The 22,542-nt window shown below is 60.5% G+C and carries 23 protein-coding genes; 12 read left to right on the top strand and 11 right to left on the bottom strand.

The genetic code is table 11. The features are described 5' to 3' along the window. Nucleotides 1-14 precede the first annotated feature (14 nt). Together ccoN and QF039_RS10930 are read left to right on the top strand one after the other, a co-directional pair. Entirely contained in the window at nt 15-1,442 is a 1,428-nt protein-coding gene (gene ccoN / locus QF039_RS10935) for a cytochrome-c oxidase, cbb3-type subunit I (protein ID WP_307518011.1), read from the top strand. Beyond that, on the top strand, nt 1,442-1,663 hold the full coding sequence (locus tag QF039_RS10930; RefSeq protein ID WP_307518009.1) for a cbb3-type cytochrome c oxidase subunit 3: 222 nt from the start codon (nt 1,442-1,444) through the stop codon (nt 1,661-1,663). The genes ccoN and QF039_RS10930 overlap by 1 nt, the downstream gene beginning before the upstream one ends. A 110-nt stretch (nt 1,664-1,773) precedes the next feature. On the opposite strand, the gene QF039_RS10925 is transcribed toward QF039_RS10930, so the two are convergent. Then, nucleotides 1,774-2,268, bottom strand: a complete 495-nt coding sequence (locus tag QF039_RS10925; RefSeq protein WP_003212554.1) for a hypothetical protein — start codon at nt 2,266-2,268, stop codon at nt 1,774-1,776. 125 nt (nt 2,269-2,393) lie between these two features. Between QF039_RS10925 and QF039_RS10920 the strand changes: the two genes are divergently transcribed. Then, on the top strand, nt 2,394-3,089 hold the full coding sequence (locus tag QF039_RS10920) for an aspartate/glutamate racemase family protein (protein WP_177067360.1): 696 nt from the start codon (nt 2,394-2,396) through the stop codon (nt 3,087-3,089). On the opposite strand, the gene QF039_RS10915 is transcribed toward QF039_RS10920, so the two are convergent. The 3 genes from QF039_RS10915 to QF039_RS10905 form a co-directional block, all read right to left on the bottom strand. Further along, the gene (locus tag QF039_RS10915) at nt 3,086-3,598 is read right to left on the bottom strand and encodes a GNAT family N-acetyltransferase (protein WP_003212556.1); all 513 of its coding nucleotides are present in this window, start codon (nt 3,596-3,598) and stop codon (nt 3,086-3,088) included. The two genes, QF039_RS10920 and QF039_RS10915, sit on opposite strands and share 4 nt — an antisense overlap. A gap of 78 nt (nt 3,599-3,676) precedes the next feature. Further along, complete coding sequence (locus QF039_RS10910) at nt 3,677-4,822, bottom strand: glycerate kinase (RefSeq protein WP_307518005.1); 1,146 nt, start codon at nt 4,820-4,822, stop codon at nt 3,677-3,679. Between the two features lie 91 nt (nt 4,823-4,913). Continuing rightward, the gene (locus tag QF039_RS10905) at nt 4,914-6,020 is read right to left on the bottom strand and encodes a sugar diacid recognition domain-containing protein (protein ID WP_003212558.1); all 1,107 of its coding nucleotides are present in this window, start codon (nt 6,018-6,020) and stop codon (nt 4,914-4,916) included. Nucleotides 6,021-6,181: 161 nt separating this feature from the next. Between QF039_RS10905 and QF039_RS10900 the strand changes: the two genes are divergently transcribed. Both QF039_RS10900 and QF039_RS10895 read left to right on the top strand, forming a co-directional pair. Continuing rightward, the gene (locus QF039_RS10900) at nt 6,182-7,492 is read left to right on the top strand and encodes an MFS transporter (RefSeq protein ID WP_003212559.1); all 1,311 of its coding nucleotides are present in this window, start codon (nt 6,182-6,184) and stop codon (nt 7,490-7,492) included. A gap of 254 nt (nt 7,493-7,746) precedes the next feature. Then, entirely contained in the window at nt 7,747-8,100 is a 354-nt protein-coding gene (locus tag QF039_RS10895) for a hypothetical protein (protein ID WP_023658819.1), read from the top strand. Nucleotides 8,101-8,164: 64 nt separating this feature from the next. Here the strand turns inward: QF039_RS10895 and QF039_RS10890 are convergent, their stop codons facing one another. Continuing rightward, nucleotides 8,165-8,869 carry an SDR family oxidoreductase gene (locus QF039_RS10890; protein ID WP_008432542.1) on the bottom strand — a complete coding sequence of 235 codons (705 nt, stop codon included), beginning with the start codon at nt 8,867-8,869 and terminating at the stop codon, nt 8,165-8,167. Between the two features lie 100 nt (nt 8,870-8,969). Here QF039_RS10890 and QF039_RS10885 point away from each other — a divergent pair, with 100 nt between their 5' ends. From QF039_RS10885 to rarD, 3 genes are all read left to right on the top strand, one after another. Next, a complete protein-coding gene (locus QF039_RS10885) occupies nt 8,970-9,872 on the top strand; it encodes a LysR family transcriptional regulator (protein ID WP_008432540.1) in 903 nt (300 codons plus the stop codon). Nucleotides 9,873-9,948: 76 nt separating this feature from the next. Further along, complete coding sequence (locus QF039_RS10880) at nt 9,949-10,959, top strand: aldo/keto reductase (protein WP_307517998.1); 1,011 nt, start codon at nt 9,949-9,951, stop codon at nt 10,957-10,959. Nucleotides 10,960-11,096: 137 nt separating this feature from the next. Beyond that, nucleotides 11,097-11,978: an EamA family transporter RarD gene (gene rarD / locus QF039_RS10875; RefSeq protein ID WP_023658818.1), complete on the top strand. Its 882-nt coding sequence runs from the start codon at nt 11,097-11,099 to the stop codon at nt 11,976-11,978. Here the strand turns inward: rarD and QF039_RS10870 are convergent. The 3 genes from QF039_RS10870 to QF039_RS10860 form a co-directional block, all read right to left on the bottom strand. Beyond that, a complete protein-coding gene (locus QF039_RS10870) occupies nt 11,947-13,179 on the bottom strand; it encodes a dermonecrotic toxin domain-containing protein (protein ID WP_307517994.1) in 1,233 nt (410 codons plus the stop codon). The genes rarD and QF039_RS10870 overlap by 32 nt on opposite strands. Nucleotides 13,180-13,337: 158 nt before the next feature. Further along, complete coding sequence (gene hppD, locus QF039_RS10865; protein WP_003212566.1) at nt 13,338-14,414, bottom strand: 4-hydroxyphenylpyruvate dioxygenase; 1,077 nt, start codon at nt 14,412-14,414, stop codon at nt 13,338-13,340. A gap of 249 nt (nt 14,415-14,663) precedes the next feature. After that, the gene (locus tag QF039_RS10860) at nt 14,664-15,587 is read right to left on the bottom strand and encodes a DMT family transporter (protein ID WP_307517991.1); all 924 of its coding nucleotides are present in this window, start codon (nt 15,585-15,587) and stop codon (nt 14,664-14,666) included. A gap of 77 nt (nt 15,588-15,664) precedes the next feature. Between QF039_RS10860 and QF039_RS10855 the strand changes: the two genes are divergently transcribed. The 3 genes from QF039_RS10855 (at nt 15,665) to QF039_RS10845 (ending at nt 18,768) form a co-directional block, all read left to right on the top strand. Further along, a complete protein-coding gene (locus QF039_RS10855) occupies nt 15,665-16,537 on the top strand; it encodes a LysR family transcriptional regulator (RefSeq protein ID WP_307517989.1) in 873 nt (290 codons plus the stop codon). Between the two features lie 124 nt (nt 16,538-16,661). Then, on the top strand, nt 16,662-18,206 hold the full coding sequence (locus tag QF039_RS10850) for an EAL domain-containing protein (RefSeq protein ID WP_177027860.1): 1,545 nt from the start codon (nt 16,662-16,664) through the stop codon (nt 18,204-18,206). 196 nt (nt 18,207-18,402) lie between these two features. Further along, on the top strand, nt 18,403-18,768 hold the full coding sequence (locus QF039_RS10845; protein WP_003212570.1) for a histone-like nucleoid-structuring protein, MvaT/MvaU family: 366 nt from the start codon (nt 18,403-18,405) through the stop codon (nt 18,766-18,768). 170 nt (nt 18,769-18,938) lie between these two features. Here the strand turns inward: QF039_RS10845 and QF039_RS10840 are convergent, their stop codons facing one another. Further along, the gene (locus QF039_RS10840) at nt 18,939-19,475 is read right to left on the bottom strand and encodes a DUF4946 domain-containing protein (protein WP_008432526.1); all 537 of its coding nucleotides are present in this window, start codon (nt 19,473-19,475) and stop codon (nt 18,939-18,941) included. A gap of 193 nt (nt 19,476-19,668) precedes the next feature. On the opposite strand from QF039_RS10840, the gene gloA reads away from it, so the two are divergent. Beyond that, nucleotides 19,669-20,190: a lactoylglutathione lyase gene (gene gloA, locus QF039_RS10835; RefSeq protein WP_008432524.1), complete on the top strand. Its 522-nt coding sequence runs from the start codon at nt 19,669-19,671 to the stop codon at nt 20,188-20,190. 63 nt (nt 20,191-20,253) lie between these two features. On the opposite strand, the gene ahpF is transcribed toward gloA, so the two are convergent. Then, nucleotides 20,254-21,819 (bottom strand): alkyl hydroperoxide reductase subunit F, encoded by a 1,566-nt coding sequence (gene ahpF / locus QF039_RS10830; RefSeq protein WP_003212573.1) that lies wholly within the window; start codon nt 21,817-21,819, stop codon nt 20,254-20,256. Nucleotides 21,820-21,946: 127 nt separating this feature from the next. Continuing rightward, nucleotides 21,947-22,510 carry an alkyl hydroperoxide reductase subunit C gene (ahpC, locus tag QF039_RS10825; RefSeq protein ID WP_307517982.1) on the bottom strand — a complete coding sequence of 188 codons (564 nt, stop codon included), beginning with the start codon at nt 22,508-22,510 and terminating at the stop codon, nt 21,947-21,949. Between the last annotated feature and the right edge of the window lie 32 nt (nt 22,511-22,542).

Below are 22,542 nucleotides of genomic sequence, written 5' to 3'. Positions count from 1 at the left end.
TGGGAGGACTAAGCATGCAACCACCATCAACCGCACAGGCCTACAACTACAAGGTCGTGCGTCAATTCGTCATTGCAACTATCGTCTGGGGCGTGGTCGGCATGGCCATGGGCGTGTGGATCGCCTCGCAACTGGTGTGGCCCGAGATGAACCTCGACCTGCCGTGGACCACCTTCGGGCGCCTGCGCCCGCTGCACACCAGCCTGGTGATTTTCGGCTTTGCCGGCAGCGCGCAATTCGCCGCCAGCTACTACGCAGTACAGCGCACCTGCCAGGTACGGCTGTACTCGGACAAGCTCGCTGCCTTTACCTTTTGGGGCTGGCAGTCGGTGATCGTGATCATGCTGGTCAGCCTGCCACTGGGTTACACCACCACCAAGGAATACGCCGAGATCGAGTTCAGCGGCGCGGTGTGGATGACCGTGGTGTGGGTGGCCTATGCGATCGTGTTTTTCACCACTGTGGTGCAGCGCAAGACCCAGCACATCTACGTCGGCAACTGGTTCTTCGGTGCGTTCATCGTGGTGATCGCCATGCTGCACGTGGTCAATCACCTGTCGATCCCGGTGGACTGGTTCAAGTCCTACCCGGTGTACTCCGGGGCCACCGACGCCATGGTGCAGTGGTGGTACGGGCACAACGCCGTGGGGTTCTTCCTGACCACCGGTTTCCTGGGGATGATGTACTACTTCGTGCCGAAGCAGGTCGGGCGACCGGTGTATTCCTATCGCCTGTCCATCGTGCACTTCTGGGCGCTGATCACCCTGTACATCTGGGCCGGTCCGCACCACCTGCACTACACCGCGCTGCCGGACTGGGCGCAGTCGCTGGGGATGGCGATGTCGCTGATCCTGCTGGCGCCGAGCTGGGGCGGGATGATCAACGGCATGATGACGCTTTCCGGGGCCTGGCATAAATTGCGCACCGACCCGATCCTGCGCTTCCTGGTGCTGTCGCTGGCGTTCTACGGGATGTCGACCTTTGAAGGGCCGATGATGGCGATCAAGACCGTCAACGCCCTCTCCCATTACACCGACTGGACCATCGGCCACGTCCACGCCGGCGCCCTGGGCTGGGTGGCGATGATCACGTTTGGCTCGCTGTACCACATGATCCCGAAAATCTTCGGGCGCGCGCAGATGCACAGTGTGGGGCTGATCAATATGCACTTCTGGCTGGCGACCATTGGCACGGTGCTGTACATCGCGTCGATGTGGGTCAACGGCATCACCCAGGGCCTGATGTGGCGGGCGGTGAACGATGACGGCACCCTCACCTACTCGTTTGTGGAAGCGTTACAGGCCAGCCATCCGGGATTTGTGGTGCGATTCGTCGGCGGGGTGTTCTTCCTCAGCAGCATGTTGCTGATGGCGTACAACACCTGGCGCACCGTGCGTGTGGCGGATTTGAAGGTGGCGCAGCTTGACGCGCAGATCGCCTGATGTGGGAGATAGCGCTGAACCTGGCGGCGGTGATCGGCCTGTATGGCGCGGTGGAGTATTGCCTGCGGGGCCAGTCGAAGGAGAGCCTGGATGAGGCCAGCCTGATGCCGTTCGCCGATGACCCGGAAGTGGCACGGCGGGTGGAGCGGGCCACGGGCAAGCGGGTCAACGCGGTGGCGCCTGAGGAAACAAAGCAGGACTGGGGCAATATAGAGATCTAATTGTGGGAGCGGGCTTGCTCGCGAATGCGGTGGTTCAGTCAACATATACAGCGACTGACACACCGCTTTCGCGAGCAAGCCCGCTCCCACACAAGCACCACATTGAGCGACTAGCCGCGTTCGCGGGGAATCAGGCTCTGCAACTGCAACGCCAGGAAGTTGGCATCGAAGCCGAACGTATCCGGGTCTTTCAAACCGTTGGTTTTCTTCCACAGCCAGTCGTTTTTCCCCGGGAGTAATACCAGGGAAATGCTGCCGTAGCGGGCGGCGGTCAAGCCCATCACCGACAGCGAAATCAAACCACCGGCGCCCATCACATCCGGCACGAACTCCACCGGTTTGCCGGCGATATGGATGGTCAGTTTCTCGGTCTTGAAGGTGGAGGTCTCCACCGGCACGCTGGGGCCGGAAGCCACGTACGCCTCGCGCTGCACTTCCAGCAAACCGACCGTCTTCACAGGCGCAAGCCACTGCTCGATCTGGCCGAACAACTCGCCGATCTTCTGCGCCCAATGGGCCGACTGCACTTCGAACTGCTGTTTCTTGTGGGCTTCGCTGTCGGCGTAATGACGCAGCATCTCGCCCAGTTGTTGTACATCGTCCATTGCCGTGTTCCTTGGGTGACCCATGTTGCGAGCCTTGATCATGGCAGATGCCGCACACCGGCGTATGACTAAAGCGCAGCGCGCGGGTAATGTGTGCCCTCGCCCGTCCAATTCAGGAGCATCGCATGCGCACCATCGGCCTTATCGGCGGCATGAGCTGGGAGTCCAGCGCCGAGTATTACCGCATCATCAACCAGAACGTGCGCGACCAGCTCGGGCCGCTGCGCTCGGCACAACTGTTGATGTACAGCGTCGACTTCGGCCCGGTGGAGCAGGCCCAGCACGCCGGGCGCTGGGACGATGCGGCGCTGATCCTCGAAGACGCCGCCCGCCGCCTGCAAGCCGGGGGCGCCGAGTGCATCGTGCTGTGTACCAACACCATGCACCTGGTAGCGCCGCGGATTGAGGCGGCGGTGTCGATACCGTTTCTGCATATTGCAGACGCTGCCGGCGCGGCGGCCGTGGAAGCTGGCACCCTGACCGTTGGCCTGCTGGGTACCGCGTTTACCATGGAGCAGGAGTTTCTCAAGTCACGCCTGGCGGCGCAGGGGCTGACCGTGCTGGTGCCGGACGCTGAAGAGCGCCAGGCCGTGCACCGGATCATTTACGAAGAGTTGTGCGTCGGGGTGATCAGCGACGCATCACGCGAGGTGTACCAGCGGGTGATCGAGTCTTTGGCCGCCCGTGGCGCCCAGGCCATCATCCTCGGCTGTACGGAAATCAGCCTGTTGATCAAGCCGCAGCACAGCGACCTGCCCTTGCTGGACACCACCGAGCTGCATGCGCAGGCTGCGGTGGCGTTTGCGTTGCAGGACGACTAGGCCGGCTTGCGGATGCGCGCCATGGTCAGCGTGTCGACGAATGCGCCGTCACGCACGGCGTAGTCGCGCAGCAGGCCTTCGGTCTCGAAGCCGAACTTGTGGTACAGCCGGTGGGCGGCTTCGTTGTCGGCATACACCGTGAGTTCCACCCGGTGCAGGTTCATCCAGTTATCCGCCACCTCCAGCGCCGCGCCCAGCAGCCGGGAGCCCACGCCCTTGCCCTGCCAGGCGGTGGCGACGCCCATGCCGAATGAACCGACGTGGCTTTGGCGCACGCGCAAATACTGTTCCAAACCCAGCTGGCCGATCACTTCACCGGCATGCAGCGCCACCAGCTGTAGCCGCCGCTCGTTGTCCTGCACCAGGCGTTTGCGCCAGGCCTCGACTGACTGGAAAGGCATTTGCAGCACCTGACGGCAGACAGCCGGGTCGTTGTAGAGCGCAGCGACGCCTTCAAGGTGGGCCTCGGTGAAGCGCGTGATAACGATCTTGGGTTCAGGTGTGTGCATGGTGTTTCGTCCTTTGAAAAACACGTGGCCGACCAGTGTAGGCGGCAAAGCCTCAGAATGGCGAGCCCTGCACTGCACTCATCGGGAACGCGAAGCCACCAATTTCCAGACCCGCGCGATGTCCGAGGCGCGCTCGCGCAACAGGCGCGGTGCCTCGCTGCAGGCCTGCTCCAGGGTAGTCGGGCCGGACGGCAAGGCGAACGCGGCATCCACACCGTGGGCGTACATCTGCTCATAGCCATCACCCAGGGTGCCGGCGATCACGATCACCGGCACGTTGTGCTGCCTGGCGATTCGCGCCACTCCAAACGGGGTCTTGCCGCGCAGGGTCTGGGCGTCGAACCTGCCTTCGCCGGTGATCACCAGGTCGGCGCCACGCACGGCTTGCTCAAGCCCAACAAGCTCTGCGACCACTTCAACACCCGCGCGAAACTGCGCGCCAAGGAACGCCTTGGCGGCGAAACCCAAGCCACCGGCGGCGCCGCTGCCGGGTTCGTCACGTACATCCTTGGGCAATACCCTGGCGCAGTGATCGGCGAAATGGCCGAGGGCCGCATCCAGTTGTTCGACTTGCTGGGGATTGGCGCCCTTTTGCGGGCCAAAAATCGCCGAGGCCCCGTGAGGACCGCATAGAGGGTTGTTCACGTCGGCGGCGATTTCGAAGCGCACTTCGTTCAGGCGGGGATCCAGTTGTTCAAGGCTGATGCGCGACAGCTTGCCCAGCGCCAGGCCGCCAAGGGGCAGCGCTGCTCCCTCGGCATCAAACAACTGCACACCCAGGGCTTGCATCGCCCCGGCGCCGCCGTCGTTGGTGGCGCTGCCGCCAATGGCCAGGATGATGCGCTGGGCGCCGGCATCCAGGGCGGCGCGGATCAGTTCGCCGGTGCCGAAGGTGCTGCTGGAACACGCATCTCGCTGACCCGGTGGCACGAGTTGCAAGCCGCTGGCTTCGGCCATTTCGATGATTGCGGTGTGGCTCTCGGCCAACCAGCCCCAATGCGCGTCGACACTGCCGCCCAATGGCCCTTGCACACGGCTGGTGCGCAGCTCGCCCTGGCAGGCGGCGAGTACCGATTCCACCGTGCCCTCACCACCGTCCGCCATCGGGCACTTGATCAGCTCGGCGTCGGGCCACACGCTGGCCAACCCCTCGGCAATGGCATTCGCCACGCCTTCAGCACTCAGGCTGTCCTTGAACGAGTCGGGGGCGATGATGATTTTCATGGGCTTTCTCCGGTTTTTATAACGCCCATGCTGCCAGTTGGCACCGGCAATAACGCCGGTCCATTGCACAAGAGTGGCTGGGGTTTGTTGTTCATTTGGACAAAGCTTGCGGCAATAGCTGCACGCCGAGGTACAACGCGAGCATGCCGTCGAGGGTCAGCGGGTCGACGCCGCTCAGCTCGGCGATGCGTTCCATGCGGTAGCGCAGGCTGTTGCGGTGGATCCCCAGGGCATCGGCGCACGCCTGGCTTTGGCCGTCGTGGTCGCACCAGCTGCGCAGGGTCGCCAGCAACTGGCCGTTGCTGTCCTTGGCCAGTACCTTGCGCAGCGGGTTGAGCAATTCATCGAGGGCGTCGTCGTTGCGGTGGCGCCAGAGCATGACCGGCAGGCGGTAGCGATTGAGGGTCAGCAATCGCGATTCGGGCAGCACATCACGGCCATAAGCGAGCAGGTCGCCGACCCGCCGGTAACAACGGCGCAGGCCGGCCAGCCCGTCCGCTTGCCCGCCGACGGCGACCCGCAGGATGTTCCAGCCCAGGCCGTCGAGCTTTTCCAGCAGGCGCGGGTTATCGACTTGCACCGACGCCGGCCGGCACCACAGCAGGGAAAACTGCGCGGAGCTGACGCACCAGCTGTCGGGGTAGCGCGAGGTCAGCCAGGCGCTCAAGGCCTCGGCCGACTGGCCGCTGCCCAGCTCGAACAGGTACGGCGTGCGCGCCAGCTGCGGCTTGAGGCCCAATTGCTGGGCTTCATCCACCAGGCGCGGCGAATCGCCAGTCTCGGCCAGCAGCAGTGCCAGCAGATCATCGCAGCGCTGGCGCCGCCATTGCTGCTCGGCTTGCTGGTGACGCTGGCTGACCAGCATTTCGGCCGTCATCCGCACCAGTTCGGCATAGGTGCGCAGCAATTCCGGCTCACCGGTAATGCCCAGCACGCCGATCAGGCGCTGGTCGTGCAGCAGCGGCAGGTTGATCCCGGGTTGCACGCCCTTGAGGTGCTTGGCGGTCTGGCCGTCGATTTCCACCACCCGCCCGTTGGCCAGCACCAACTGCGCGCCTTCGTGGCGGGTGTTGATCCGCTCGGGTTCGCCGCTGCCCAGTATCAGGCCCTGGCTGTCCATGACGTTGACGTTATAGGGCAGGATCGCCATGGTGCGATTGACGATATCCTGCGCCAGGTCATGATCCAGCTCGAACATGGGGTTAAATTCCTGAAAAAAACCGGTTGTTCATAGGCACAGCGCAAACCATGCTTCACTGTGCGCGAGCACAAAGACAGCACCCCTTGAGGTGGCCGAGACTCGTTGGGCGATCAACGTTACCCTCGCATCGCGAAAAATCATAATAAAGAGAGACTGCCATGTCACAGAGCGCCGCTGTTACCCAGGCCACCGATGACGATAAAAACGCCGTATACAAGCGCATCACCCTGCGCCTGATCCCCTTCATTTTCATCTGCTACCTGTTCAACTACCTCGACCGCGTCAACGTCGGCTTTGCCAAGTTGCAGATGCTCGACGACCTGAAATTCAGCGAGACCGTGTACGGCCTCGGTGCCGGGATCTTCTTTATCGGCTACGTGCTGTGCGGCGTGCCGAGCAACCTGGCGTTGACCAAATTCGGTCCACGGCGCTGGATTGCGCTGATGATGATCGTCTGGGGCGCCCTGTCCACCTGCCTGTTGTTCGTTACCACACCGACGCACTTCTACGGCTTGCGCCTGCTGACCGGCGCCGCTGAAGCCGGGTTCTTCCCGGGCGTGGTGCTGTACCTCTCGCAGTGGTTCCCGACCTTCCGCCGTGGGCGGATCATGGCGCTGTTCATGTCGGCGATTCCGGTATCCGGCCTGCTCGGCAGCCCGTTCTCCGGCTGGATCCTCAACCACTTCGCCGCCGGCCAGGGCGGGCTTGCGGGCTGGCAGTGGATGTTCCTGCTGCAAGGCGTGCCGACGGTGATCCTCGGCGCCCTCGCCTACTTCCTGCTCAGCGACAGCTTTGCCAACGCCAAGTGGCTCACGCCCCATGAGCGCGCGGTGCTGGAAGCCGACCAGGCGACCGACCTGGCCAACAAACCGAAGACCACCAGCGACTCGCTGCTGGAAGTGTTCAAGAACCCGGCGATCTGGGCGTTCGGCCTGATCTACTTCTGCATCCAGAGCGGTGTGTACGCCATCAACTTCTGGCTGCCATCGATCATCAAGAACATGGGCTTCAGCGATAACCTGGTGATTGGCTGGCTGAGTGCGATCCCGTACCTGCTGGCGGCGGTGTTCATGCTGCTGGTGGGCCGCTCTGCCGACTTGCGCAAGGAGCGTCGCTGGCACCTGGTGGTGCCGATGCTGATGGGCGCGATCGGGCTGGTGATTGCGGTGAACTTTGCAACCACGCCGGCCATTGCGATCCTCGGCCTGACCATCGCCACCATGGGTGCCCTCACCGGCCTGCCGATGTTCTGGCCGGTGCCAACCGCGATGCTCAGCGCAGGTGCGGCAGCGGGCGGTCTGGCGTTGATCAACTCCATGGGCCAGATGGCGGGGTTCCTCAGCCCGTATATCGTCGGGTTTGTGAAAGATGCCACCGGGTCTACGGACCTGGCGCTGTACCTGCTGGCGGCGGTGATCGTCGCGGGCAGTGTGTTGGCGTTGCGCATGACGCGCACACTCAAGGCTTGAATCAGCGCTGACCGGTGCCGCGATATCGAGGGCGGCGCCGGTCATCTATCTGCTCATATAAAGGCGTGTTTTTATAGGCAAACAACTGCCTGACAGCCGTATTAACCTCTACGCCCATTCCAGGTAACAAATAGGCTACAACCTTTACCCAGCCTTTACTTTCGTACCCCATCATCCCGTCCGAAACCGCTGTCTGAAGCCTATGCCCGGGGATATTATCAAGACCGGTTCGGTGCATACGTAGAGGACTTATCATGATCAGTCGACTCTCAAAAATGAAAGTAGCCATGTTGCTCATTGCCACCCTCGCCATCGCAGGGCAAGCAGAAGCCCGTGGAGGATATGGCTATGGCTGGGGTCACGGTTATGGGTACGGGCATGGCGGTGGTTGGGGCTGGGGTGGCCCGGCTTTGCTGGGTGCGGTTGTCGGCGGTCTCGTAGTGGGTTCGGTGGTCGCCAACTCCCAGCCTCCGGTCTATGTGCAGCAGCAACCGGTTTACGTGCAACCGCAGCCGGTGTACATCCAACAGCCGCCGCCGGTCTATTACCAGGCGCCGCCTCCAGGCTATTACTACCCGCCACAACCGGTTCCGGTGCCACGTTATTAAGCACGGCCCTATTACTGATAATGCAGGTCCCGCCTGAAAGCGGGACCTTTTTATTCAGCTGCCTTTAGAGTAATCCGCCGCCGTCGACATCAATCACGCTACCGGTAATAAACCCGTTCTCCATCGCCAACACATACCCGGCAGCCACTTCTTCGGCCTGCCCCACGCGCCCCACCGGCAACGCCCCGCCCGCCTTGGCAAACATTGCCAGTCGCTGCTCATCGGACAACCCGGCATACGCCTCGGTGTCGATCACCCCCGGGCTGACCACATTGACCCGCCGTGGCGCCAGTTCCTTGGCCAGTTGCTTGCCCAGCGCTTCGGTCGCCGCATTGATGCCGGTCTTGATGAATTGCCCCGCAACCGTTTTGCGCCCCAACTGCCCCGACGTCAGGGTGATGCTGCCGCGCTCGGCGAGAAATGGCAGCGCCGACTGGATCGCCCGCAGCGAACCCCAGAGCTTCACGTTGAAGTTGTCTTGCGCCAGGTTCAGGTCGGTCTCGATCAACGCCTTGGCCTGCACCGCAGGCCCTGCGGTGTAGACCAGATGGTCAAACGGCCCCACGGTTTCGAACAAGCGCTGTAATGAGGCTGCGTCGGTCACGTCCACCTGCTCGCTACGCACCCCGTTCTCCACGGTTGAAGACAAGCGCCGCCCGGCCAGCACCACATGGGCACCGCGTGCCACGGCCTGCTTGGCCACCTCGGCACCAATGCCGCTGCTGCCGCCAATGACGATGATGGTTTTGCCGTTGAGGGGAGATGTCATGGGGAAATACCTGGCTGAGAAAATGAGCTTTCATCTTCCCAGCTTGGCAATCGTTGAAAAATCCCGGTAAAACGACAAGATCTTTAAAGAATTTTTACAAATGAGCTCAATCCTCGACCTTGAAGTGTTCGTACGCACCGCCGACACCGGCAGCCTGTCGGCAGCCGCCCGCAGCCTCAGCCTGACCCCGGCCGCAGCGAGCATTGCCCTCAAGCGCCTGGAAACCCGCCTGGGCATCCGGCTGCTGGCGCGTTCCACCCGCAGCATGCGCCTGACCGAAGAAGGCCGGCGCTACCTCGACAGTGTGCGCGTGGCCCTGGAGGCGCTGTCGGAAGGCGAACAGGCGGTCAAGCAGCAAGGCCAGAGCCTGAGCGGGTTACTGCAATTGGCCGCGCCCTCGGATTTCGGGCGCAATGTGCTGCTGGGCTGGCTGGATGAGTTCAAGCTCGAACACCCGAACGTGCGCCTTCAGTTGCTGCTCAACGACAGCAATGCCGACCTGTTCCGCGAAACCGTCGACATCGCCCTGCGTTTCGGCGTACCACGGGACTCCAGCCTGGTCGCGTTGCCGGTGGTGCCCGACCACACGCGGGTGGCGTGCGCCAGCCCCGACTACCTCGCGCGCCACGGTACGCCACGCCTCCCCCAGGACCTGGCACAACACAGCACGCTGCGCTATATGCGCCAGGGTCGGGCGAACAACACCTGGTACTTTCGCCAGGGTGAGGTGTTGCAGGAAGTCGAGGTCGGCGGCGACTACCTCAGTGATGACGGCGAGATCGTGCGGCGCTGGGCATTGGCCGGACACGGCATCGCCTATAAAGCGCGGCTGGATGTAGCGCGCGATATCAAGGCCGGGCGCCTGGTGCCGTTGCTCACCGATTGGCAAGGCGAACCGACCCCCTTCAATCTGATGTGTCCCCATCGGTTGCAGGTGTCGGAGCGGGTCAAGGTACTGCACCGCTTCCTGCAACTGCGCTGCGCCGAACTATTGCCGCAATAACCGTCGCGGGGCTTGTTCCAGAGCCTTGCTCTCTGGTATTGGATAGGGCCTGTCTCCCCCTTTTGAGGTGTTCACGATGATTTACCGCACACTGGGCCAGTCCGGGTTGAAGGTCAGCGCACTGACCCTGGGCAGCATGATGTTTGGCGAGCAGACCAACACCGAGGACTCGCTGCGCATCATCGACAAGGCCTGGGATCAAGGCATCAACTTTATCGACACCGCCGACGTCTACACCGGCGGGCGCTCCGAGGAAATCGTCGGCGAAGCCATCGCCCGCCAGCGCCAGGATTGGGTGCTGGCTTCGAAGGTCGGCATCGGCCCGGCGGATGGCCTGCCGAACCGCAGCGGCCTGAGTCGCAAGCGGATTTTCAATGCGCTGGAAGCCAGCCTGACGCGCCTCGACACCGATTACCTGGACATCTATTACCTGCACCGCGAAGACCACAACACGCCACTGGAAGTCACGATTTCAGCGATTGGCGACTTGATCCGCGAGGGCAAGATCCGCCACTGGGGCCTGTCCAACTACCGCGGCTGGCGGATCGCTGAAGTGATCCGCGTGGCCGAGCGCCTCGGGGTGGACAAACCGATCATCAGCCAGCCGCTGTACAACATCGTCAACCGTCAGGCCGAGGTGGAGCAGATCACCGCCGCCGCCGCATATGGCCTGGGCGTGGTGCCTTACAGCCCGCTGGCCCGTGGCGTGCTCAGCGGCAAATATGCGCCGGACGTAACGCCTGAAGCCGGCAGCCGTGCCGGGCGCCAGGACAAGCGCATCCTGGAAACCGAATGGCGCGTTGAATCCCTGCGCATCGCCCAGCAGATCCAGCAATACACCCAGGGCCGTGGCGTGGGGATTGTCGAGTTCGCGATTGCCTGGGTCCTGAACAACTCGGCGGTCAGTTCGACGATTGTCGGGCCGCGCACCGAGGCGCAGTGGGATGCCTACACCGGCGCGCTGGAGGTGAAGATCACGGCGGAGGACGAAGCGTTCATCGACTCGCTGGTCACGCCAGGGCATGCGTCGACGCCAGGGTTCAATGATGTGAGCCACTTTGTGTCGGGGCGAGTTGCCCGGCCATAAGTCCCTTTTATGGGGGGACCTGAGAAATCCTCCCATAAACCGCTCCAAAACAGAGCAAACATCTCACCTCAAAAGCACTATATTCCCTCCCTGAAATCCCCCCTTCTTTTGTATCAATCGGCTTTCGTGAGGACAGTGTGTCTAAAGGTGTTGTGTTATCGGTCTTGGCCTCGGTGTTGTTTGCCGTGATGTATTACTTCACGTCGCTGCTTACGCCCTTGAGCGGCCTGGAGATCTTCGGCTGGCGCATGTTGTTGACGGTGCCCTGCATGACCGTGTTCATGATTGTCAGCGGCGAGTGGCGACGGGTGTGGGAACTGGTTCGCCTGGTTGCGGCCAAACCCGCGCTGATCGGCGGGGTCGTGGTGTCTTCGGCCTTGCTGGGGGTGCAGTTGTGGCTGTTCATGTGGGCGCCGCTCAACGGTCGCAGCCTGGATGTATCGCTGGGCTATTTCCTGCTGCCATTGACGATGGTGCTGACCGGTCGGCTGGTGTATGGCGAACAATTGTCACGCCTGCAAAAGATTGCGGTGTTCTTCGCCGGTGCTGGTGTGCTGAACGAGTTGTATCAGGTGGGCGGATTCTCCTGGGCAACCCTGGTAGTGATTATCGGCTACCCGGTTTACTTCGTACTGCGCAAACGCCTGAAGACCGACCACCTCGGCGGGCTGTGGCTCGATATGGCGCTGATGTTGCCGGTGGCACTGTGGTTCGTGCAAAGCGGCGAACAGGGTTTTGCCGTGCTCGACGCCCACAAGGGCTTGTACGCCTTGATCCCGATGCTGGGCTTGATCAGTGCCTCGGCGCTGGTGTGCTACGTCGTCGCCAGCCGCTTGTTGGCCTTCAGCCTGTTCGGGCTGCTCAGCTATGTAGAACCGGTGCTGCTGCTTGGCGTGGCCTTGTTGTTGGGCGAAAGCATCAAGGCGGGGGAATGGCTGACGTATCTTCCGATCTGGCTCGCGGTGATGGTGCTGGTGTTTGAAGGCTTCAAGCATTTGGTGCGTCAGCAGAAGGCCTGACAGCGCTTTTTTTTGCTGCCATTTCGAGCATTACAGCCGTTTGCGACAACCCCCCTCGGATGGCCCCGTAATACGGAATCCTGCCTTGGATTTCGTCGCCTATTTGCGTCAGTGCGGCGTCCATTTGCGCCTTTTCAACGCCAAACAGCTTACCGAGCCGGTTGCCATGGTTGAGTTCAAGCAAGGTGCCGGTGACGGGGTTTTTGACGATTTTTTCGATGGACTGCGCCACATCCGCAGGCACGCCCAGTGCGATCAAGGCCGTCCCAATGCCTGAACCCGGGTTCTTCAGTTGGCGGATGAACTCGTCGAACAGCCCCCATAAATCGTTGGCCCCCACATTATCCAGGCTGACACTGACGACCGTTTTCAAGTATTGCTCTCGCGAAACAGGCGACAGCGGCTGGTCATTGTTCAGGCCGTTTTTCACAAAGTAGAAGTTGCCCTTGTTACCTCCTCCATGGAAGTTGCCGTAGGCATCGTACTGATAGAGTACGGTTTCTCCGTCCGGACGTGTGCCTGCGAAAGTCACCCGGCCATCACGGGTCTCAACTTTCAGGTAGGTCCCCGTCAGCCCGTTGACCGGTACCGGCGGCACGCTTGGGTGCTTGTCCAGGCGATTGAAGATATCGCCCTTTTCGTAGCCAAAAGGCCCGACCACGGCATTGATATCGCCTGCGGCGAAGCGCGTCATCGTGTCTTTTACCCGCTTTGTCTGATCGGCAGGCGCATTGCGGGAAAAATGCCCGGCAAATACATCCAACTTGTCAGGGTCGGTGGCGACCTCTTTGAGCCAGGCGTTCATTTCTCCAAGGTTATTGAATTCGAAGAACGAATTGCCCTCCACGTCAGGAATGTACAACAGGACATTCGTTCCGGTTTCAGAGGCGGGTACGCGTTTGACCACCAGAATGTCGCTCGACTGGATCCCGTCCACCGCGAACGTGCAGACCTGCGCACCGACGGTTGATGAGGTACCCGGGGCCAATACGGCATTGGCCAGTTCGACGCCTGCGGCGGTCAGCTCGCCTTGCGCACTGCTCCATTCCACGTTCGAGGAAAACGTCACGCGGGCGACAGTGGCAGGACTTAATGGGGAGGGAGCAGTTGGGGCCAAGGGACTGATGGCCGGTTCGTCGTTGACGGCTGCTGCCTGATTCAAACCTGGAGGTGGACTACCGGTGTGCGCAAGGACTGTCATACATGAACCTCAACTGGGCATATGACACTGAGTAACGCTGGCAGTGAATTCCGTTCCTGGCCGCTGGCAACCGCCTGTGTCCCGATGTTTCTGCCGGGCAACAAAAAGCCCGGCCAGGTGCAATCCCGGCCGGGCTTTTTTGTGTATCGCCCAGGCGATCAGTCAGCGGTCAACACACCACGACGCACTTGGTCGCGCTCGATGGATTCGAACAATGCCTTGAAGTTGCCTTCACCAAAGCCGTCGTCACCCTTACGCTGGATGAACTCGAAGAACACCGGGCCCATCAGGGTTTCCGAGAAGATCTGCAGCAGCAGGCGCTTGTCCCCCGCCACTGACGAGCCGTCCAGCAGGATGCCGCGTGCCTGCAGTTGATCCACCGGCTCGCCGTGGTTCGGCAGGCGGCCTTCGAGCATCTCATAATAGGTGTCTGGCGGCGCGGTCATGAAGCGCATGCCGATCTTCTTCAACGCATCCCAGGTCTTGACCAGGTCATCGGTGAGGAAGGCAACGTGCTGGATGCCCTCGCCGTTGAACTGCATCAGGAACTCTTCGATCTGCCCGGCACCCTTGGACGATTCTTCGTTCAGCGGGATGCGGATCATGCCGTCCGGGGCGCTCATGGCCTTGGAGGTCAGGCCGGTGTATTCGCCCTTGATGTCGAAATAGCGCGCCTCACGGAAATTGAACAGCTTCTCGTAGAAGTTCGCCCAGTAGGCCATGCGGCCGCGGTACACGTTGTGGGTCAAGTGGTCGATGACCTTGAGGCCCGCGCCCACCGGGTTGCGCTCGACACCTTCGAGGTACACGAAGTCGATGTCATAGATCGAGCTGCCTTCACCAAAGCGGTCGATCAGGTACAGCGGCGCGCCGCCAATGCCCTTGATCGCCGGCAGGTTCAGCTCCATCGGGCCGGTTTCGATATGGATAGGCTGGGCGCCCAGTTCCAGGGCCCGGTTGTAGGCCTGTTGCGAGTCCTTGACGCGAAACGCCATGCCGCACACCGACGGGCCATGCTCGGCCGCAAAGTAGGAGGCGATGCTGTTGGGTTCGTTGTTGAGGATCAGGTTGATCTCGCCCTGCCGGTACAGGTGTACGTTCTTGGAACGGTGGGTCGCGACCTTGGTGAAGCCCATGATCTCGAAGATCGGCTCCAGGGTGCCCGGGGTTGGCGATGCGAATTCGATGAACTCAAAGCCCATCAGGCCCATTGGGTTTTCGTACAGGTCTGCCATTTTCGGTGCCTCATCATCATTCTTGTAATTAACAAATGTTTATTTGCGAGCAAGGATGAGGTCAGTGGGTGGCGCACAGGAGATACCCCGCACGCTGCGGGCGAGGAAGTCACCAAAGATGAGGGGGGACCCGAGTAGCTTCATGGTTACATCAGTCTCTGACGGGCGAGGCTTGCGTTAGCGCAAGTCCTTATTCTTGTATGCGTAAATCGATTCTACACAGCGTAAACAGATTTGTCCGTACTCTTATCAAATCCCCATTGCCCTGGCCCGCGCAAGGGGTTTGTTGCACAGATAGATGCCCAGCAGGATGACCGCCCCACCCAGCAGCATCGGCACGGTCAGTTGCTCGCCAAGCAGCAATGCGCCGCAGATCACTGCCGTCAGCGGATTGAGGGCGATAAATACACCCGCACGGGTGGCGCCGATGCGGCGCAGGCCATCGTAGTAGCCGATGTAGGCCAGTGCCGAGCCCAGCACGCCCAGGTACAGCAAACTCATCAGTTGGGGCAGATCAATCCGGCCCAATGCGGCCACCGTTAGTCGACCCGTCACCAGCGTGGTGATCGTCAGCATCAGCGTGCCCAGCAGGATCGACCAGGTCACGGTTTGCAATGGCCCCAGGCGCTGGTTGAGACCCCGGGAAAACAGCGAGTACACGCCCCACCCCACCACGCAGCCGAAAATCAGCAAGTCGCCGACCCACGCATCTGCCGTGCCCTGCAGCAACTGCGGGTTTCGACTGACGATCACCAGCCCTGCGCCACCCAGGCACAGCGCGATCCCCACCAGCTTGAAGCAGCCCAGGCGTTCCTTGAACAGCAGCCACGAGGCCAGGCCAATCACTGCCGGGTTCAGCGCCACGATCAACGACGCCCGGGACGCATTGATGTAATGCAGGCCGTAGAAAAAACACAGGTTGTAGAAAAAGATCCCGAAAAAGCCCAGCACCATCAATTGCACCCATTGCGCGGTGGTCGGACGCACCAGGCGAATACGCGCGGCGCCCAGGAAGGCCAGCAGCGCCAGGCTGGCCAGTGCAAAGCGCACGGTCGCCGCCAACAGTGGGTCCAGGCCTGCCGCCAGATAGCGCCCGGCAACGAAGGTGCCGCCCCAGATCATGGTCACGGCCGCCAGCTTCAGATACGTCAGACGGTCAGGGCTCGGGTTCATCAGATTTCTACTCACAAGACACGGGATTGGCTTATTGTTTGGCTAATCCCCGATCATCGTAAAATGAGTAAATACTCATGACCCTTACCCAACTGGAAATCTTTTCCCTGGTGGCCGAACTGCAAGGTTTCACCAGCGCCGCCAATCGCCTGGGCATCAGCCAATCGGCGGTGTCCCATGCGATCAAATCCCTGGAGCAGGAACTGGGTGTGGAGTTGATCCGACGTCATCAGTCCCAGGTCGAACTCAGCGATATCGGCCAACAACTGCTGTTGCGCGCCCGGGCCATGCTCGGGTTGGCCAACACGCTGCAACAGGAAGCCGCCGATGCCCGCGGGATGAAGCGCGGCACGCTGCGCATCGGCTCGTTCGGGCCGACCTCATCGATTCGCCTGTTGCCCGCGATCCTGCAGCATTTTCGCGAGCAGCATCCGGGCATCGAGGTGCATGTCGACGAAGGCCCCGATCGCCAGGTGACGCAGTGGCTGGAAGAGCGGCGCGTCGACGTTGGGTTTGTGGTGCTGCCTGAAGAGCGCTTCGATACGTTCCCGTTGATTGAGGACCAACTGGTCGCGCTGCTGCCCTTGGGGCATCACTTGGGCACGCAGCCAAGTGTCAGCCTGAAAGCGCTGTGTGGTGAACCTTTTATCCTGACCCAGGCCGGTTCGGCCGAACTGGTCTCAAGGCTGTTCGTCGGTGCAGGGTTGCAGCCGGATGTGCGTTACCGCTGCTCACAGCTGCTCAGCACCCTGGACACCGTGCGCCGGGGCGACGGCGTGACCATTGTCGCCGAGTTGTCGCTGCCTGAATCCACGCAGGCGGATTACCTGATCAAACCGCTCAAGCCTGCCGTCAAACGCCAGGTGGGGCTGGCGGTACTGGACCGTCGGCAGTCCTCACCGGCAACCCTGGCATTTATTCAACTGGCCACACGGTTGAAGCTTTATTGAACATGCACAGACGCCTGCCGCCATCTATCATGGCCAATACCAATACGCTTTGTTGGAAGGCCACCGAGGTTGTCCCGACCGCATTTGAGCGTCCTATTGCCCTCTCCCGCTACAGGCTGCGCAAATGCCACTGACCGTCAAAGGCCCCCGAAAGGCCTCCACTCGCCATCTGATCACCCTGCTCAGTGGCGCGCTGCCCATTTTGCTGGGTGTGCTTATCCTGTATTGGCAAGCCGGGCGCACCCTCGAGCACAGCACCGCGCAAACCGCCCAGGAGGCCGTGCGCCAGTTTGACCTGATGCTCGACAACACCGCCCTCGCCGCCCAGGACCTGCTGCCACTGGCCGGCCATGAATGTGATAACCCGACTCAACTGAAGCTGCGGGAACAGGTCACCCGCCGGCCGTTCGTGCGCGCCACCACCTTGTCCTGGCAGCGCAACATCTATTGCAGCTCGTTGTTTGGTGGCAACTACCAGTCCCCGGTCAACCCTGAGGACTACGTCGGCGGCCGTCTCTGGCTGATGAAAGGCAACCCGGTGACACCCGACACCGCATTGCTGGTGTATCGCCTCACCGAGGGAGACCGGGGGGCCTTCGCCTCCATTGATGGCTACCACTTGACCAACGCGTTGCGCCTGATCAGCCGATATACCGACCTGGTGTTGCAGGTGGGGCCTAACTGGCTGGCGGCGGATGGCAAGGTGCACAGCACAGCGCTGCCGACATTTTCCGTCGCGCATCATCATCTCGACTCCACGCGGTATACCTACAGCGTGGAAGCCGGGATGCCGGAGGGTGAAACTTGGCGCTACATGCGGGCGCGGTATCCCGCGCTGTTCGTTCTGGTGGTGTTTTTCGGCGTGCTGGCAGGCATCCTCGCCCACTGGCTGCAAAAGCGCTCATCGGCACCGACCCTGGAACTGCAACGGGCCCTGGGCGCCAATGAATTTGTGCCCTATTACCAGCCAGTGGTGCGTGGCGACAACATCCGGCAGTGGGCCGGCTGTGAAGTGCTGATGCGCTGGAATCATCCCAGGGAAGGTCTGGTGCGCCCGGACCTGTTCATTCCCCTGGCCGAACATTCGGGCCTGATCGTACCGATGACCCGCGCCCTGATGCGCCAGACCGCCGCACAGTTGGCGCCCCACACCGCGCAGTTTGCCGACAATTTTCACGTGGGCATCAACATTACCGCTCGCCATTGTCACGACCTGGGGCTGGTGGAGGACTGCCGGGAGTTCCTCGCTGCCTTCCCGCCGGGCAAGGTGATCCTGGTCCTGGAGTTGACCGAGCGCGAGTTGATCGAACCCACGGATATCACCCGCCAGCTGTTCCAGGCGCTGCATGAAATGGGGGTAATGATCGCGATCGACGACTTTGGCACCGGCCACTCCAGCCTGGGTTATTTGCGCAACTTCAATGTCGATTACTTGAAGATAGATCAAAGCTTCGTGGCAATGATCGGTGTTGATGCACTCTCGAGGCATATACTCGACAGCATCATTGAACTGTCTGCCAAGCTGGACCTGGGCATCGTTGCCGAAGGCGTCGAAACACAAGAACAATGCGACTATCTGGCGGCCCAAGGCGTTGATTTCTTGCAAGGCTACCTGTTTGGCAAGCCTGTACCTTGCGACGAGTTCATTAGATTCCTGAACAGCCATTGAATAGCCAGCCACTTCAACGGAAATATTGTTATTTATACAAAAGACATGATTTACTCATGACTGATTAACTACTACAATTTTTCCTGCCTGTGCTGAATTGGCAGGAAGGCCACTTTCATTGAGTCGCCTTAAGGCTCTTGGCTTATCGCTTTGTTTGCAGTAGATATCAGCCAAATACACTATTGGAGTATAGATTTTGTCCAGACTCGCCGAATTTCGCGCAGCAGAAAAAGCCCTTCAAGAGCAGCTTGCCCAGCTGGAATCCCTGAAGAACGATGCTGGTTTGAAGAAAGAAATCGAATTCGAAGAAAAGCTGCAAGGGCTGATGAAGACCTACGGCAAAAGCCTGCGCGACATCATCTCCATCCTGGATCCTAACCCGGGCAAGTCCGGCGCTTCCGTCGCTGCCGCACCCAAACAGCGCCGTGCCCGCGTCGTCAAGGTTTACCACAACCCGCACACGGGTGAACTGATCGAAACCAAGGGCGGCAACCATCGCGGCCTGAAGGCGTGGAAAGAACAGTACGGCGCAGCCACAGTAGACTCCTGGCTTCGCGGCTAATGCTTTGCGGCTAGTACAAACGCACTAAGAAAAGCCCTGCACATGCAGGGCTTTTTTATTTACAGCCATCGATAGTGAAACAAATCAGGACGCTGGCACTTTCAAAAACGAACTTTAAAAAACATTTCACTTTGTTCAAATCGACTTATTTGTCGCGATGCCTACAACGCTCAAAGTTTAAGGCTGTCACGCACCGAACTGACTTCATCCTTGCTTGATTCGTAAGCGTCGGCCTGGCCTGCGTATGAAAAAACATAGGCCTTATCGGTATCGACAGCCCCCACCAACGTTTGCGACAGCACATGCCGACCGTTCTCGGTGATTACACAGGTAGTTTCCAATGCCTCAAGCCGGCTCAATGTTGTGGGGTGCATCTTGGTGCACACACTTTGATAACCACCCTGGGCAAAGTCCTTCTGGATGGATTTGCGCATTTCCAGCAGCACGCCTTGCAGGTTGACCGTATGCCCCGCTTCGATTGGCGTGCCCGTCAACTCCATGACCATCAAGGTCGCGCCATTCTCATCATTCTTTATGGCCCGCTGGCGGGACACCGCCGACGGTTGTGCCGGGGCCTGGTCGTCGGGCGCCACTTCCTCTACCTGCCAGCCGCTGGGCCAATGAATTTCCGGGTCAGCCGCCCATGCAGCGGTGCTGCCCAGCAACAGGCCCAGGGTACTCAACAACGGTGCGCGAAATCCGGTCATTACGAAAAACACTCAAGGTTCAAGCGACAAAGTTTGGGCCCCTGCACCCGCTGGCCGCAAGGGTTGCGTCACCTTTTTCATTTGGCGCAACCGGCAGGGCTGCGTATCATGGACCGGCTGCACGGATGCCAGCCGCAAGCCAAGGGATGCTCCAACCGGAGCCACGTTTGCCCCATTTTTCTCTGGAGGGCCCATGAGCCTGCACGAACTGAACACTTTCCCGGGCGTCACCGCCCAGCCTGACGCCGCCACCACGAACTTCGTATTCAACCACACCATGCTGCGGGTCAAGGACATCACCAAGTCGCTGGATTTCTACACCCGCGTACTGGGTTTTTCCCTGGTTGAAAAACGTGACTTCCCGGAAGCCGAATTCAGCCTGTACTTCCTGGCCCTGGTCGACAAGGCCCAGATCCCGGCCGACGCTGCCGCCCGCACCCAGTGGATGAAGTCGATCCCGGGCATCCTGGAACTGACCCACAACCACGGCACCGAAAACGACGCGGACTTTGCCTACCACAACGGCAACACCGACCCGCGTGGCTTTGGCCATATCTGCATCTCGGTGCCGGACATCGTTGCTGCCTGCGCGCGCTTTGAAGAACTGGGCTGCGACTTCCAGAAGCGCCTGAGTGACGGCCGCATGAAAAGCCTGGCCTTCGTGAAAGACCCGGATGCGTACTGGGTTGAAATCATTCAGCCAACGCCGCTGTAAGGTTCCGCCGGCAATAAAAAACCCCATGATCACTCATGGGGTTTTTCATTTCCGGGCCGGAATTTACGCCGGGGCGGAAGTGCGGATCAGGTGATCGAAAGCACTCAGGGAAGCCTTGGCGCCCTCGCCTACTGCAATCACGATCTGCTTGTACGGCACAGTCGTTACGTCGCCGGCGGCAAAAACGCCTGGCAGCGAAGTCTCACCACGTGCATCGACGATGATCTCGCCACGTGGAGTCAACTCCACAGTGCCTTTGAGCCAGTCGGTGTTGGGCAGCAAACCGATCTGTACAAAGATGCCTTCCAGGTCGATAGTCTTGAACTCGCCACTGTCGCGATCCTTGTAGGCCAGGCCGGTAACTTTCTGGCCATCCCCCTTGACCTCACTGGTCAGCGCGCTGGTAATCACGTCAACGTTCGGCAGGCTGTACAGCTTGCGCTGCAACACGGCGTCGGCGCGCAACTTGCTGTCAAACTCAAGCAAGGTCACGTGGCTGACGATACCGGCCAGGTCGATGGCTGCTTCAACGCCGGAGTTACCGCCGCCGATCACCGCCACGCGCTTGCCCTTGAACAGGGGGCCGTCGCAGTGCGGGCAGAAGCACACGCCCTTTGCCTTGTATTCCTGCTCGCCCGGTACACCCATTTCACGCCAGCGGGCACCGGTGGCCAGGATCACGGTCTTGGACTTGAGGGTCGCACCGCTTTCGAAACGGATTTCGTGCAGCTCACCGTTGTTTTTCGCCGGGATCAGCGCAGTAGCACGCTGCAGGTTCATGATGTCCACGTCGTACTGACGCACGTGGGCCTCCAGGGCGCTGGCGAGTTTCGGCCCTTCGGTTTCCTGTACCGAGATAAAGTTCTCGATCGACATGGTGTCCAGCACCTGCCCGCCGAAGCGCTCGGCTGCAACACCGGTACGGATGCCTTTACGTGCAGCGTAGATAGCCGCTGCCGAACCCGCTGGGCCACCGCCGACGACAAGTACGTCGAACGCATCTTTGGCGCTGATTTTCTCGGCGGCTTTTTCGATACCGCTGGTGTCGAGCTTGGCGAGGATTTCTTCCAGGCCCATGCGGCCCTGGCCGAAGTTCACACCATTCAAGTAAACGCTGGGCACGGCCATGATCTGACGATCATCGACTTCTGCCTGGAACAGCGCACCGTCGATGGCGACGTGGCGGATGTTCGGGTTCAGTACTGCCATCAGGTTCAGCGCCTGGACCACGTCCGGGCAGTTCTGGCACGACAGCGAGAAGTAAGTCTCGAAGCTGAACTCGCCTTTAAGGGCGCGAATCTGTTCAATCACTTCGACACTGGCCTTCGAGGGGTGGCCGCCGACTTGCAGCAGCGCCAACACCAGCGAGGTGAATTCATGGCCCATTGGGATGCCGGCGAAACGCAGGCTGATATCGGCACCCGGGCGGTTGATGGAGAACGATGGCTTGCGCGCATCATTGCCATCGCTTTTCAGGGTAATCAGCGTCGAAAGGCTGGCTACATCCTGCAAGAGGGCAAGCATTTCCTGGGATTTCGCACCGTCATCGAGGGAGGCGACGATCTCGATCGGCTGGGTGACCCGTTCCAGGTATGACTTCAACTGAGCTTTAAGATTGGCGTCCAACATACGGGCGATTTCCTATTAATTCGGTTTATTGCAGACAAAAAAACGCCCGAGCGAATCTCGCCCGGGCGTTTCGAGGGCGGATGCAGCTTACTTAGGTGCGGTAACCCGCCCTTGGCATTTCACAGACTTAGATCTTGCCGACCAGGTCGAGGGACGGAGCCAGGGTGGCCTCGCCTTCTTTCCACTTGGCTGGGCAGACTTCGCCCGGGTGAGCAGCAACGTACTGGGCCGCCTTGATTTTGCGCAGCAGCTCGGAAGCGTCACGGCCAACGCCGCCATCGTTCAGTTCAACGATTTTGATCTGGCCTTCAGGGTTGATCACGAAGGTGCCACGGTCTGCCAGGCCAGCTTCTTCGATCAGCACGTCGAAGTTGCGAGAGATGGTCAGGGTCGGGTCGCCGATCATGGTGTACTGGATTTTGCCAATGGCTGGCGAGGTGTCGTGCCAGGCAGCGTGGGCAAAGTGGGTGTCGGTGGAAACGCTGTAGATTTCGACGCCCAGTTTCTGGAATTCGGCGTAGTTGTCAGCCAGGTCTTCCAGTTCGGTTGGGCAGACGAAGGTGAAGTCGGCTGGGTAGAAGAAGACGACAGACCATTTGCCTTTCAGGTCAGCATCAGTCACGTCTACGAAGTTGCCGTTTTTGTAGGCGGTAGCTTTGAACGGTTTTACTTGGCTGTTGATGATAGGCATCGTTGACTCTCCGTCAGGTTTGTAGAAGGGCT

This window comes from Pseudomonas sp. W2I6, from assembly GCF_030815935.1.
Classification (GTDB): domain Bacteria; phylum Pseudomonadota; class Gammaproteobacteria; order Pseudomonadales; family Pseudomonadaceae; genus Aquipseudomonas.
The sequence above is the reverse complement of the archived record's forward strand: the minus strand, read 5'-3'. Positions and strand labels throughout refer to the sequence as shown.

Excerpts from the sequence above, each read along its gene's own strand:
- QF039_RS10920 (WP_177067360.1), top strand. The coding sequence starts at position 2,394 with ATGCGCACCATCGGCCTTATCGGCGGCATGAGCTGGGAGTCCAGCGCC.
- QF039_RS10850 (WP_177027860.1), top strand. The coding sequence starts at position 16,662 with ATGCCACTGACCGTCAAAGGCCCCCGAAAGGCCTCCACTCGCCATCTG.
- QF039_RS10840 (WP_008432526.1), bottom strand. The coding sequence starts at position 19,475 with ATGACCGGATTTCGCGCACCGTTGTTGAGTACCCTGGGCCTGTTGCTG.
- QF039_RS10860 (WP_307517991.1), bottom strand. The coding sequence starts at position 15,587 with ATGAACCCGAGCCCTGACCGTCTGACGTATCTGAAGCTGGCGGCCGTG.
- QF039_RS10870 (WP_307517994.1), bottom strand. The coding sequence starts at position 13,179 with ATGACAGTCCTTGCGCACACCGGTAGTCCACCTCCAGGTTTGAATCAG.
- ahpC (WP_307517982.1), bottom strand. The coding sequence starts at position 22,510 with ATGCCTATCATCAACAGCCAAGTAAAACCGTTCAAAGCTACCGCCTAC.
- QF039_RS10895 (WP_023658819.1), top strand. The coding sequence starts at position 7,747 with ATGATCAGTCGACTCTCAAAAATGAAAGTAGCCATGTTGCTCATTGCC.
- QF039_RS10930 (WP_307518009.1), top strand. The coding sequence starts at position 1,442 with ATGTGGGAGATAGCGCTGAACCTGGCGGCGGTGATCGGCCTGTATGGC.
- hppD (WP_003212566.1), bottom strand. The coding sequence starts at position 14,414 with ATGGCAGACCTGTACGAAAACCCAATGGGCCTGATGGGCTTTGAGTTC.
- QF039_RS10900 (WP_003212559.1), top strand. The coding sequence starts at position 6,182 with ATGTCACAGAGCGCCGCTGTTACCCAGGCCACCGATGACGATAAAAAC.
- QF039_RS10910 (WP_307518005.1), bottom strand. The coding sequence starts at position 4,822 with ATGAAAATCATCATCGCCCCCGACTCGTTCAAGGACAGCCTGAGTGCT.
- ccoN (WP_307518011.1), top strand. The coding sequence starts at position 15 with ATGCAACCACCATCAACCGCACAGGCCTACAACTACAAGGTCGTGCGT.
- QF039_RS10880 (WP_307517998.1), top strand. The coding sequence starts at position 9,949 with ATGATTTACCGCACACTGGGCCAGTCCGGGTTGAAGGTCAGCGCACTG.
- gloA (WP_008432524.1), top strand. The coding sequence starts at position 19,669 with ATGAGCCTGCACGAACTGAACACTTTCCCGGGCGTCACCGCCCAGCCT.
- ahpF (WP_003212573.1), bottom strand. The coding sequence starts at position 21,819 with ATGTTGGACGCCAATCTTAAAGCTCAGTTGAAGTCATACCTGGAACGG.
- QF039_RS10855 (WP_307517989.1), top strand. The coding sequence starts at position 15,665 with ATGACCCTTACCCAACTGGAAATCTTTTCCCTGGTGGCCGAACTGCAA.
- QF039_RS10905 (WP_003212558.1), bottom strand. The coding sequence starts at position 6,020 with ATGTTCGAGCTGGATCATGACCTGGCGCAGGATATCGTCAATCGCACC.
- QF039_RS10890 (WP_008432542.1), bottom strand. The coding sequence starts at position 8,869 with ATGACATCTCCCCTCAACGGCAAAACCATCATCGTCATTGGCGGCAGC.
- QF039_RS10925 (WP_003212554.1), bottom strand. The coding sequence starts at position 2,268 with ATGGACGATGTACAACAACTGGGCGAGATGCTGCGTCATTACGCCGAC.
- QF039_RS10915 (WP_003212556.1), bottom strand. The coding sequence starts at position 3,598 with ATGCACACACCTGAACCCAAGATCGTTATCACGCGCTTCACCGAGGCC.
- QF039_RS10885 (WP_008432540.1), top strand. The coding sequence starts at position 8,970 with ATGAGCTCAATCCTCGACCTTGAAGTGTTCGTACGCACCGCCGACACC.